The sequence below is a fragment of the Clostridium thermarum genome, from assembly GCF_006351925.1.
GTDB lineage: Bacteria > Bacillota > Clostridia > Clostridiales > Clostridiaceae > Clostridium_AU > Clostridium_AU thermarum.
This window is the reverse complement of the sequence record NZ_CP040924.1, coordinates 1,593,819-1,606,055: the sequence shown is the minus strand read 5'-3', so window position 1 is coordinate 1,606,055 and position 12,237 is coordinate 1,593,819. Positions and strand designations below refer to the sequence as shown.

At 35.9% G+C, this 12,237-nt stretch carries 10 protein-coding genes; 2 read left to right on the top strand and 8 right to left on the bottom strand.

The window, feature by feature from the left end:
- Positions 1–15: 15 nt before the first annotated feature.
- The 4 genes from FHY60_RS07200 to FHY60_RS07185 form a co-directional block, all read right to left on the bottom strand.
- A complete protein-coding gene (locus FHY60_RS07200; RefSeq protein WP_139906319.1) occupies positions 16–930 on the bottom strand; it encodes an ABC transporter permease in 915 nt (304 codons plus the stop codon).
- Between the two features lie 22 nt (positions 931–952).
- The gene (locus FHY60_RS07195) at positions 953–1,903 is read right to left on the bottom strand and encodes an ABC transporter permease (protein WP_139904336.1); all 951 of its coding nucleotides are present in this window, start codon (positions 1,901–1,903) and stop codon (positions 953–955) included.
- Between the two features lie 72 nt (positions 1,904–1,975).
- On the bottom strand, positions 1,976–3,727 hold the full coding sequence (locus FHY60_RS07190; RefSeq protein WP_163215862.1) for a peptide ABC transporter substrate-binding protein: 1,752 nt from the start codon (positions 3,725–3,727) through the stop codon (positions 1,976–1,978).
- Between the two features lie 277 nt (positions 3,728–4,004).
- Complete coding sequence (locus tag FHY60_RS07185) at positions 4,005–5,153, bottom strand: pyridoxal phosphate-dependent aminotransferase (RefSeq protein WP_423243579.1); 1,149 nt, start codon at positions 5,151–5,153, stop codon at positions 4,005–4,007.
- A 176-nt stretch (positions 5,154–5,329) separates the two neighbouring features.
- Here FHY60_RS07185 and dapD point away from each other — a divergent pair, with 176 nt between their 5' ends.
- Positions 5,330–6,040: a 2,3,4,5-tetrahydropyridine-2,6-dicarboxylate N-acetyltransferase gene (gene dapD, locus FHY60_RS07180; RefSeq protein ID WP_139904333.1), complete on the top strand. Its 711-nt coding sequence runs from the start codon at positions 5,330–5,332 to the stop codon at positions 6,038–6,040.
- Between the two features lie 48 nt (positions 6,041–6,088).
- Here the strand turns inward: dapD and FHY60_RS07175 are convergent, their stop codons facing one another.
- Both FHY60_RS07175 and FHY60_RS07170 read right to left on the bottom strand, forming a co-directional pair.
- Complete coding sequence (locus tag FHY60_RS07175; RefSeq protein WP_139904332.1) at positions 6,089–6,763, bottom strand: single-stranded DNA-binding protein; 675 nt, start codon at positions 6,761–6,763, stop codon at positions 6,089–6,091.
- Positions 6,764–6,938: 175 nt separating this feature from the next.
- On the bottom strand, positions 6,939–7,706 hold the full coding sequence (locus FHY60_RS07170) for a polysaccharide deacetylase family protein (protein WP_243122249.1): 768 nt from the start codon (positions 7,704–7,706) through the stop codon (positions 6,939–6,941).
- A gap of 160 nt (positions 7,707–7,866) precedes the next feature.
- Between FHY60_RS07170 and FHY60_RS07165 the strand changes: the two genes are divergently transcribed.
- The gene (locus tag FHY60_RS07165; RefSeq protein WP_139904331.1) at positions 7,867–8,394 is read left to right on the top strand and encodes a DUF4364 family protein; all 528 of its coding nucleotides are present in this window, start codon (positions 7,867–7,869) and stop codon (positions 8,392–8,394) included.
- Here the strand turns inward: FHY60_RS07165 and FHY60_RS07160 are convergent.
- Both FHY60_RS07160 and FHY60_RS07155 read right to left on the bottom strand, forming a co-directional pair.
- Positions 8,391–9,272, bottom strand: coding sequence for a YncE family protein (locus tag FHY60_RS07160; protein ID WP_139904330.1), 882 nt, complete (start codon positions 9,270–9,272; stop codon positions 8,391–8,393). The genes FHY60_RS07165 and FHY60_RS07160 overlap by 4 nt on opposite strands.
- Positions 9,273–9,529: 257 nt before the next feature.
- Positions 9,530–12,175, bottom strand: coding sequence for a valine--tRNA ligase (locus FHY60_RS07155; protein WP_139904329.1), 2,646 nt, complete (start codon positions 12,173–12,175; stop codon positions 9,530–9,532).
- Positions 12,176–12,237 lie beyond the last annotated feature (62 nt).

The window sequence follows — 12,237 nt, the reverse complement described above, 5'->3', positions numbered from 1 at the left end:
TTATACCCCTCCTTATTATTGGCGAAGCTTTGGATCAAGCGCGTCTCTTAACCCATCACCAAGTAAATTGAATGCTAATACCGTTAAACAAATAGCAAGTGCAGGGAAAACAAGCTGATAAGGGTGGTTCATCATCTGCCCTTGTCCAGCCAACACTAGTGTTCCCCAACTTGTACTAGGAGGCTGTACTCCTAGACCAAGATAGCTTAGGAAGGCCTCGTCGAAGATATATGCAGGTATATCCATTGACATATAAACTAGAATTATACCTATAGTATTAGGTATTAAGTGCTTTATGATTATTCTCATGGGGCTAGCACCAAGTGCCTTTGCAGCTAATACATATTCGGAAGTCTTCAGCTGCATAACTTGTCCCCTTATCATTCTTGCAATACCAACCCAGCCAATTAAGCAAAGGGCTATTATTAAAGTAGGTATTCCCTTTGGTAACACTATAAGCAGCATTATGACAACTATAAGATAAGGTACTGTTGCTATAATTTCTGCAATTCTCATCATTATAATATCAACTTTGCCGCCAAAGTAACCTGCAATTCCACCATAGAGACAACCAAAAGTTAATTCAATTGCTGTACCAACAAACCCGATAGCTAAAGATACTCTGCCGCCAACTAAAACTCTGGCAAACAGATCTCTTCCAAGATTATCGGTACCAAACCAATGCTCCCATGATGGCCTTTGATCCAATAAATCATAGTTTTGAGTTTCAAAATCTGTCTTAATCAGCCAAGGCCCAGCAATGCATGCTATTATCATTAACAACAAAAAGAACAGCGACGCCATAGCTATGGGGTTTTTCTTTAGTCTTCTCCACGCATCTGCCCAATAGGAAATATTAGGTCTTACAATGGCATCGGTATCAGAATCCTCGCAGCCAATTATCTCAAATTTACTTTTATCCAAATTCATATCTGCATTCATCATATCACCTCTACTTCTTATTGCCAGCAACTTTAATTCTTGGGTCAACCAATGCATATACTATATCTACTACAATTAGAGATATAATATATAGAGCAGCGAAAAATACAGTAAGGGACATAATTACGGTATAGTCTGAATTACCGATAGCCCTAACTAGTTCTCTTCCTAGTCCAGGAATGGCAAATATACTTTCAACAATAATTGATCCAGTTATAATTGCTGCTATTCTTGGTCCAACAATAGTAATAACTGGAATCATAGCATTTCTCAAAATATGTTTTATGACTAGACTGGCCTTAGTAACACCTTTAGCCTTTGCAGTCAATATATAATCCTGATTAACTACGTCCAATACAGAGGTTTTCATAAATCTTGCATTTGACGCTATTCCGCCTAAACTTAATGCTAAGGTTGGAAGTATTGTATATTTAAAGGGGGCCCAAAATAAGTTCTTTGTACTCCATCCTATGGAAGGTATTCCATGTTTTCCTCCCAAAGCATATTGTATTAATATTGCCACAACAAAGCCAGGTATAGAAACACCTATAATAGCAATAAAAATAACTAAATAGTCCACCCATGTATTCCTTTTAAATGCAGCTATTATGCCTAGTGATAATCCAACAATAAGACCGAATACTACTGCCTGTAAGCCTAATCTGGCTGATGCAGGAAGTTCTTTAGCTATCATGTCATTAACTTGTACTCCTGGATAGTATATGGATTCTCCCATATCAAATCTTACTAATTTACCTAAATAATCGAAATATCTAACATATGCCGGTTGATCAAGTTTATACTTTGCTCTTATAGCCTTTTGAGTTGCTTCTGGAAGTTGCTTAGCTTTTGTAGCTATAGGGTCACCACCAACAAGGTTTATCATAGTAAAAGTCACTGTAGCAATAACCCAAAGTGTTACTAGCATTAACCCTATTCTTTTAAAAATAAATTTTGCCATGGATTATTTTACCTCCATCCCTAAAAACTACAACATCAACAGTATATTTATACTGTTGATGTTGTGAAATTATCATTCTTTTCCTGAGATATAAGTTTCTGATAGATCGTAGTATCCACCAAACTTAGGAATATAGAATCCTTTTACATAATTCTGTCTGAACTGGTGAATATCTGCATAGTATGTTGGAAGAACTGCAGCGTCTTCAACAATTAAAAGTGTTTCCGCTTCTTTGTAAAGCTGAACTCTCTTGTCTGCATCCAGTTCTTTTGCTGCTGCAAGAACTAACTCATCATACTTTGGATTGTTGTAATTACCATTGTTGTTAGGATTGCTGGATATGAATACTCCGAAGAATGAACTTGCATCGTTGTAGTCTGCTCCCCAACCACCAGAAACTATGTCAAAGTTTCCAGCCTGCCTTTCCTTGAAGTAAGTCTGTGCATCAACTGCAAAGTTAAGAACTAATTCAAAACCAAAAGTATCTTTCCAAGTCTTCTGCCAGTATTCAGCAATAGCCTTTGATCTAGTTGTAGCTGGTCCGTTTAGTAACTCAATCTTAAGTTTTGATGGATCAGTTATTCCTTCTTCCTTAAGACCTTCCATGAATAGAGCCTTAACATCATCAATCTTAACACTCTTTAATGGTTCTTCAACAAGTGCTCTGTAATCTTTTCCTGAAACCTGCATTCCAGCTGGTACTATACCCCATGATGGTATATTCCTCTTGAATACAACATTTAAGAATTGTTGTCTATCAGCAGAAGCAGATAAAGCACGTCTTACTTTAGCATTCTTTATAACTGGTCTTTCTACATTGAAGTAGTTGAAGAATGCTGTAGTATCAGTTCCAGTAATATACTGATATTCTCCTTGTTCAGCTAGCTTCTTAAGTCTTGTTAAGTCATCACCACTTGCACCAGCAACATCAAGTTCCTTACCTTCAAACATCTTTACGATTGTAGCTGTTTCATTGATGATATGTCCGATAGCTGTTTCAAGCTTAACACTATCGGCATTCCAGTAATTAGGATTCTTCTTGTAAACTATCTTTGAACCCTTTGCATATTCGCTAACTACAAATGGTCCGTTATATACCATTGTAGCTGGGTCGTTTCCAAAGGAATCTCCCTGAGCCTTAACTAAATCTTCTCTTATAGGCGCTAAGCACTTGAAAGCTACAGCGCTTTCAAAAGCAGGAGTTGGCTGTGCTAAAGTTACCTGGAAAGTATACTCATCTATAGCTTTTACCCCCAAATTAGCAAGTGCTTCATCTATAGCAGCATCGCCCTTTTCTGCAGCAGCGATAACTTCACTAGCTCCCTTAACCCCTATTTCTTCAAGGAAAGTCATGTAGTCAGCAGCTGTTCTTGGATCGATTAATCTCTTCCAGGAATATTCATAGTCTTTAGCAGTAACAGGTTGTCCATCGGACCACTTAGCTTCTTTTCTTAATTTGTAAGTATAAACAGTACCATCTTCACTTACTTCAAAACTTTCTGCTCCAGCCATTTTATTAACAACTACGCCATCCTCAACAGATTCTCTAACCAAACATTCGTAAACGTTAGTTAATGTTGTAAAGGATTCACTGTCACTGATTAGTGAAGGATCCAGTGTCTTGAAATCATAACCTATTACATTAATTGTCTGATCTGCATCAAGTTTGATTTCTTCTTGTCCTGGTGTTTCACTACCTGGAGTTTCGCCTGCGATTGGACTTGGAGTTGTTTCCCCGCCGCCTTTCTTTCCGCAACCAGTCATGAATACTGTTACAGAAAGTGCAGCTGCCATTAATACTGTCAGCAATTTTCTTTTTTTCATTGATATTCCCCCTTTTAATTTAAAATGCATTTTTATCTAATAAGCACAAAACTTATTATCTAACTAATAAAAATATTATGTTTAAGTTAAGAATTTTATTATTTAAAGTACTTTTAATTATTAATAATTAATTTCCCTTCTTTCATTGTTATTAATATTAACATAGAATTAATACATTGTCAATTATGATAATTAATTAATTAAAATTTTAATTACTTTTCATTCAAAATATCTAATAATTAATAACATGATATTATTTACATTGTTAAATATCAATTTAATTATCACATATTTTTATCTTACTAAGCCACTTTTCTATTCTATCCATTCCCTGCTTTAGTACTTCCATACCATAACAATAGGAAATTCTTATATAACCTTCACCTGCCCGACCAAAAGCATTGCCAGGAACAACAGCAACCTTTGCCTCTTTCAACAACCTTTCGCAAAACTCCTCACTGCACAGATTGAACTTCTTTATACTTGGAAATATATAAAAGGCTCCCATAGGTTCAGCAACTTCAAATCCCATACCTTGCAACCTTTTATATACATAGTCTGCTCTCTTCTTCAGCTCTTTATTCACACTATCAAGATGATATAAACTTTTTCTCAATCCTTCCAAGGCTCCAAACTGTGCTATAGAAGGAGCACAGGACACATTGTATTGATGTACCTTAAGTATTTGCTTCATATAGACATCAACAGCACACACATATCCTATTCTAAGTCCGGTCATGGAAAACATCTTTGAAAATCCTCCCACAAGTATTATCTTATCCTTTAGTTCTTTCACTTGGGCTAATGAGTAATACTCATCAAAGATTAAAGCACTGTACATTTCATCACTAATAATAGTAAGATCACTATTTTTCCCTATTTCATACAAGGCCTCCATGTCACTATTACTTAAAACCGCTCCCGTGGGATTACTTGGATAGGAAAGCACTAAAACCTTGGGGTTGTGTTCTTTTATTATTCTGCTTATACTTTCAATATTTAATGTAAAGTCACCATTGACTTCACAGTTTAAAACCCTTCCGCCAAGAACTTTTACTATACTTTCATAGGCGGGATAGGCAATGGAGGGTATGATTACCCCATCACCAGGGTTGATAAGTGCATTAAATACGCTAAAGAGGCCCTCACTTCCCCCTACAGTTATGCAAATTTCCTCCATACTATAGTGAATATCCTTTTTTGCCAGGTAATTACTTAGCTCCTTTCTCAACTCATCTAGCCCCATATTAGAAGTATATTTTGTTTTATCATTTTTTATCGCTTCAATCATGGCATTTTTTATCTCTTGCGGTACAGGAAAATCCGGTTCACCTATTGTCAGCGAAAGTGCCCCAGGAACCTCTGCAACTTTATTAAAAAACCTTCTTATACCTGATATAGCTATAGACTCTACATTAACGTTCATTTTATCCACCCCAACGCAATCATTTTATATTAATATAATATTAAATAATCAATCTGACAATATTTAATGTCAGATTTAGTTTTTTTGTGTATATTTTTATGTTAAGACCTTTCTTTCTTAACATTTTTTTATTATAATTATTTTTATATTATATACTTAGGGAAAGGATTGATGATATGGAGTATAATCTTACCGATCCATATGAAATTGCCCGTTACATAAAGGATGCAAAAAAAACTACGCCCGTAAAAGCTTATATAAGTGGTGATCTATCGGATTGTAGCTTCGGAAATATTGACGTCTTCGGTTCAAATAATTTTTATGTCTTGTTTGGCGACGGCAAAGAGGTTATTGATTTTATTGAACGCTATAGTGATAAAATTTCTAAATATAAGTTAGAGAACGACAGGAGAAACTCAGCAATACCATTGTTAAATCTAATTTCAGTGGATGCCAGAATAGAACCCGGTGCCATTATTCGTGATAAAGTAGTTATCGAAAAAAATGCCGTAGTTATGATGGGAGCCGTAATCAATATAGGTGCTGAAATCGGTGAAGGTACAATGGTGGATATGAATGCAGTGGTAGGCGCACGTGGCAAACTAGGAAAAAGGGTACACCTGGGTGCCGGAGCTGTTGTAGCTGGTGTTTTGGAACCGCCAAGCAAGTCTCCCTGCGAAATTGGAGATGACGTACTAATTGGAGCTAACGCTGTAATACTTGAAGGTGTTAAGATTGGAAAAGGTTCTGTTGTTGCTGCCGGTTCTGTTGTAACAGAGGATGTTCCGGAAGGTGTTGTGGTTGCCGGTACCCCTGCAAAAATAATAAAGTACGTTGATAGCAAGACCAAGAGCAAGACACAATTGTTAGATGACCTAAGAAAATAATGCTTAAAATTCAAGGGACCTCAGAAAAGCTGAGATCCCTTTTTTATCTTATATTACGCCTTGTTCGTTTTCATCCTCTTCTTCACTGCTTAAAATGCAGTTGTCTCTGTTTACCTTTTCCATCTTAGAAATTGATACTTCATAAGCTACTTTCTTAATTGTTTCTTCCTCAGAAATTCTCTTTTGATATTCTCTGCTTTGAAGTCTTCCCCAAATCCTAATGTTATCTCCAACGGTTAAGGTTTGGCAGAATCTTGAATTTCTACCCCAGGCTATGGTCGGTATGTAGTCAGATTTATTATAAGCTCTGTTAACAGCTAAGAGCATATCTGCTATTTCTCTTCCAAAGGGTGTAGTTCTATAAACCGGAGCCTTGCAAATAAATCCGTCTAGGAATATTTGATTTGGATTTTTACTTTTTTCAAGGCATGGCTCAATATTTCTTGCAAATACTGTCAATATCAGTCTATTGGCACCGTCTACAAACTTATTATAAGATCTAAGTTGTCCCTCAACAATAATATCATTGCCAACTTTAAAATCTAATCCTGTCAGAAGTCTTTCCGAAACAGTAATAGCTAGTACATCCTTAGTATCACTGAGCCTTGGTACTTCGAGATTAAATATGTAAAAACCCTCTCCGTACATTTCATGACTAAAGACTAGTTCTGAGACAACCTTCCCTTCTAAGTAAATTTTATTGTTTAGCATTAAATTGTCCATCTAAACCCCTCTCTCCCTTGGTTTTAAATTTGTTTTACAAAAGATAATTATTCATTTGTATTTAAAAATATTACTATTTTTATATCTATAATTAGTAATATCTTTTTAACCCCTTGAAAAAAATTACAGCACATTACACTATTCCATTATAATACATTTTTACGCTATATTGCAATTACTTATTAGAAATTTGTTTACCATTACTATCAATTATGTAATCTTTTTTATAAATTAATTCTGAAACTGTCACCATACTATAGCCTTTTTTCTGGAAGTATTCTATAATTAAGGGCAAGTTCTTTATAGTATGTTTTGCTTCACTGTGGAAGAGCAATATGGATCCGGGCTTGGTTTTATTTATTACTCGGTCAAATTCTATACGTTGTCCTTCATTTTTCCAATCTATACTGTCCACATCCCATTGAATGCAAAACCTATTGGTACTCTCTACTGTAGAAATTATTAAATCATTATATGCTCCACTTGGACATCTAAAGAGTTCTGTACCCTTGCCTATAATTTTTTTTATCTTCCCATCTGCAATCTCTATTTCCTTTATCAAGGCACTGCTGGAGATATTGTTCATATCGGGATGACTATTGGTATGGTTTCCTAGCTCATGCCCCTTTTCATATAGCAGTTTTAGCTTGTCAGGATTTGCATCCACCCATGTTCCTACCAAAAAAAAGGTTGCCTTTACGTTATACTTGTCCAAAATTTTAATAATTTCTTCCGTGTTATCCTCTCTCCAACTGGCGTCAAAGGTGATTGCTATCTTTTTTTCATCAGTGTCTACTGAGTATATGGGCAGTTTCCGCTTTATTGTTGAGAATACCCTATTACTTCTAATATTTGCAGCCACCAGAAAAAATACTGTGGTTATCAACAATACCACAGCGGTAATCCCTTTTTTCACCTTTCCTTTTCTAATTAATATGACCAATATCTCATCCTCCTAATAAATTGCTCAATAGATTATATTCCTTGGTGAGAATAATATGAAATTAAAATCTTTAAAGGGCAACTTTTTTAGTTACCCTTTTTTGTGATATAATTAATCGTATGAATTTTTAGTAAGCTGTTGATTAAGGAGGAAGATTGGGATGTTTGATGATTTAAATCAATTAGCGGAAAATAAATTAATTATATTATACATTTTAGATAAAATAGGTATGCCCATACCAAAAAGTCAACTTATACAAATAGTGCTAGAAAATAACCTTGTAAATTATTTTCTACTTCAACAGTACCTTTCGGAGCTCCATAGTTCAGGATTTATGGAAACTCTTAATTTAAATGAAAAGAAAGCTCTCACTATAACAGACAAGGGAAAAAAGGTTCTATCCATGTTCGTGTCCAGAATACCTGAAGATTTGATATCAAAGATAGAGGACTATATAAAAGGAAAACTAGACGTCATTAAAAAGGAAACCTATCTACACGCTGATTATACCATCGAAAATAATAATATTTTCATTGTTAGTCTGAAAGCCCAAGAGAATGATCTGACACTTATAGATATCAAGGTTAATGTGCCTTCCAAGAAGCATGCCATTGACCTATGTCAAAATTGGAAATCTAACTCTTCAAAGATCTACAACGACATAATGAAAACCTTACTTCAATACTAAATCAGCGTCATACCTATAGGTTCTTTTCCTATAGATATGGCCTGTTTTTTATTATTAAAGATATCATATCTGATCAGTTGATTGTCATAATTGTCGGCAATATACAGGAATCGCCCCTTCCTTTTTATACTTCTTGGCATTCCTCCCACAAAAGCTCTTTTTACAACTTCCATATCCTCTAAATAGATGAAACTTACATAGCCTTCACTAAAATTCGCCACATAACACATTTTGTCTTCATTGAATACATCTATTGGACTTTTTCCTGCTTCAATTCTTCTAGTAGATGAAAGGGTATCTGTTGAAATTACATTAATAAAACCGTTGTAATCACTACCCAGGTGACTTTCACATACGAATATATACTTATTATCTCTTGAAAATATGGCACTTGTCGGATAACTTCCTACCGGTATATTCTTTAATATCTCCTTGCTATGGCAGTCTAATATGGTAACAGTGTCATTTTCCATATTGGTTATAGCCATTAAGCCCAAGGCATAGTTAATTTCGATGCTGTGAGGAAGAATTCCAACTGGTATGTCTTCTATTATCCTCTTATTTTCCAAATCAAAGACAACGATATTATTACTTTCACCGCAGGTTATATAGGCATCATTTTTAAATACTGCTACATCATTGCAGTTTCCGCCGATATAATACTCTTCCATTGATTCAGAGGCCATAACATCCACTATCGATATACTGCTGTCATAGCTATTGGCAGTAATAACAGCTCCCTTCCAACTGCATATACCATGTGGTCCAGCCTTTGTACAAGACTTGCACAGTGAAATCCTAGCTTCTTCTTTAAAGCTCTTGAGATTTATTTTGGATAAATTGTCGGAACCCCTATTACAGATAAGTAAAAAGTCCATATTATCACCCCAATTGCGCCATTGCAATAATTAATCTCACACAGTATACTATGATGTAACGGACTAATATGTCATATATCAGACTTATAAAATTTAAATTCCCCTTCTAAATTTCTAAAAGGCTTTTTGAATTAAGAATTAAGATTATGGAGGATTTTTCTCCGGTTCACTACGAAAAATCTATATATAAAAAATAGTAGAAATTCAGCTCAGCTGAATTTCTACCTTCATTTTTAATTTTTCATTCTTAATTGTATCTAACCGAGTTTTTCGATTCTTTCCAGTACTGCCTGAAGCATTTCCTTATACTTCTCGCCCTTCTGTTTCTCTTCCTCAACTACGTTCTGAGGTGCCTTGTTGACAAAGCTTGGGTTGGAAAGTTTTTTCTCAACTCTGTTTATTTCTCCCAAGAGTTTTTCTTTTTCTTTATTTAATCTCTCCATTTCCTTTTCCCTGTCGATTAAGTCAAACAGCGGCATAAATAGTTCTGCTCCCTCAGTAACTACAGATACAGCATTTTGAGGAATATTTTCCTTGCTGTTAATGATGGACAGCTCGCTTACAGAAGCTAATTTTTCAAAATATATTTTTCCTTCTTCAAAGGCTGATGCTGACTCTTCCTTTACATAAGCAAGGAGCTTTGACTTCTTGGAGTTTGGAACGTTCATTTCTGCCCTGGCATTTCTTATGCCCTTGATGGCATCAATTATGTAGCCCATTTGAGTTTCTGCTTCCTCATCGTAAGCTGCAGCCTTGTATTGTGGCCATTTAGAAATAGTGATTGATTTATATTCACAATCCAAGTGAGTATATATCTCTTCTGTTATGAATGGCATTACAGGGTGAAGCAGCTGTAATCCTGCTGTTAGCACAGTATGCAATACATTATAGGTTACCCCTTTTGCCTTTTGATTATCTCCATATAATACAGGCTTTGAAAGTTCTATATACCAGTCACAGAACTCAGACCATAAGAAGTCATATACCTTTTGTAGGGCTATACCTAGCTCATATTTTTCTATATTTTCGGTAACTTCCTTAACCACTGTATTCAATCTGGATAGTATCCATCTATCAGCAATGGTATAATCCTTTGAATCCTTTTCCTGTTCCATCAAAGTCTTATCCAGATTCATCATAACAAATCTTGAAGCATTCCATATCTTGTTGGCAAAGTTTCTTGCAGCTTCAACTTTTTCAGGATAATATCTTATATCATTTCCCGGTGCACTACCTGTTACCAAGCTAAATCTTAGTGCATCTGCACCATAGGTGTCGATAACATCTAGAGGATCTACTCCATTTCCTAGGGATTTCGACATCTTTCTTCCTTCTGAGTCTCTTATTATTCCATGTATAAGTACGGTGTCAAAAGGTGTCTCTCCCATGTTATGAATTCCTGAGAAGATCATTCTGGCAACCCAGAAGAAGATTATATCATAACCGGTTACAAGTACGTTGGTTGGATAGAAATATTCCAGATCCTCAGTCTTCTCAGGCCAGCCCAGTGTGGAGAATGGCCATAGGGCTGAACTGAACCAAGTATCCAACACGTCTTTATCCTGTGTGAGCTTATCACTACCGCACTTGCAGCAGGTCTTTGGAGTTTCTTCTGCTACAGTGATTTCACCGCAGTCCCCGCAGTACCAAACCGGAATTCTATGTCCCCACCAGAGCTGTCTTGATATACACCAGTCCTGTATATTTTCCATCCAGTTATAGTAGATCTTTTCAAATCTCTCAGGTACAAATTGAGTAGACTTATTTCTAACAGCTTCGATGGCCGGCTTAGCTAAGGATTCCATCTTAACATACCACTGTTTTGAAATCATTGGTTCAACTACTGAGTTACATCTATCATGAGTTCCTACATTGTGAACGTGTGGTTTAATCTTTACAAGATAGCCTTCATTCTTCAAGTCTTCAATGATAGCCTTTCTGGCTTCATATCTATCCATGCCGGCATACTTTCCGCCAAGTTCATTTATTGTTCCGTTTTCATTCATTACATTTATTTCTGTTAAATTGTGTCTCTTACCAACTTCGTAGTCATTTGGGTCATGAGCAGGTGTTATCTTTACAGCACCAGTACCAAATTCCTTATCAACATAGTCATCTGCTATTACTGGTATTTCTCTGTTAACTAATGGCAGTAAGAGTTTCTTACCTATAAGGTGGCTATATCTCTCATCTGAAGGATTTACTGCAACAGCGGTATCTCCAAGCATAGTTTCCGGTCGTGTAGTAGCTATTTCAAGAAATTCGTCACTGCCTATTACCGGATATTTAATGTGCCAGAAGTTTCCTTCCTGCTCATTGTATTCTATCTCTGCATCAGATAGGGCTGTCTGACATTTTGGACACCAGTTTGTGATTCTGTTTCCTTGATAAATCAATCCTTCATTATATAACTTTACAAAAACATGTCTTACAGCTCTGTTTAAGTTCTCATCCATGGTGAAGGCTTCTCTTGTAAAGTCTGCAGAACAGCCCATTTTCTTTAGCTGTTGTCTTATTCTGTCCCTATATTCATGAGTCCACTCCCAAACCTTTTCCAAAAAGGCTTCTCTACCCATTTCCTTTTTCTTAAGACCTTGCTTTAAAAGTTCATTTTCAACCTTTACTTCTGTTGCTATACTGGCGTGGTCTTCACCTGGCAGCCAAAGTGTGCTAAAACCCTGCATTCTCTTATATCTTATGAGCATATCCTGCAGTGTATTGTCCAGAGCGTGACCAAGATGGAGCTTACCGGTGATATTTGGCGGCGGCATCACAATGGTAAAGGGCTTTTTGGTCTTATCAACATCTGGAGTGAAGTATTTGTTATCCTCCCAGTTTTTGTATATTCTCTCTTCAAATTCTTTTGGATTATAGGTAGTAGATAATGTTAGCTTTTCTTCCATTTTACATCCTCCCGTTTATTTATTGATTTTTCCAGCTGGATACTTAAGGGAACAAGTTCCCT

Coding starts and splice junctions, on each gene's coding strand:
- FHY60_RS07200 (WP_139906319.1), bottom strand. CDS start 930: ATGAATTTGGATAAAAGTAAATTTGAGATAATTGGCTGCGAGGATTCT.
- FHY60_RS07195 (WP_139904336.1), bottom strand. CDS start 1,903: ATGGCAAAATTTATTTTTAAAAGAATAGGGTTAATGCTAGTAACACTT.
- FHY60_RS07190 (WP_163215862.1), bottom strand. CDS start 3,727: ATGAAAAAAAGAAAATTGCTGACAGTATTAATGGCAGCTGCACTTTCT.
- FHY60_RS07185 (WP_423243579.1), bottom strand. CDS start 5,153: ATGAACGTTAATGTAGAGTCTATAGCTATATCAGGTATAAGAAGGTTT.
- dapD (WP_139904333.1), top strand. CDS start 5,330: ATGGAGTATAATCTTACCGATCCATATGAAATTGCCCGTTACATAAAG.
- FHY60_RS07175 (WP_139904332.1), bottom strand. CDS start 6,763: ATGGACAATTTAATGCTAAACAATAAAATTTACTTAGAAGGGAAGGTT.
- FHY60_RS07165 (WP_139904331.1), top strand. CDS start 7,867: ATGTTTGATGATTTAAATCAATTAGCGGAAAATAAATTAATTATATTA.
- FHY60_RS07160 (WP_139904330.1), bottom strand. CDS start 9,272: ATGGACTTTTTACTTATCTGTAATAGGGGTTCCGACAATTTATCCAAA.
- FHY60_RS07155 (WP_139904329.1), bottom strand. CDS start 12,175: ATGGAAGAAAAGCTAACATTATCTACTACCTATAATCCAAAAGAATTT.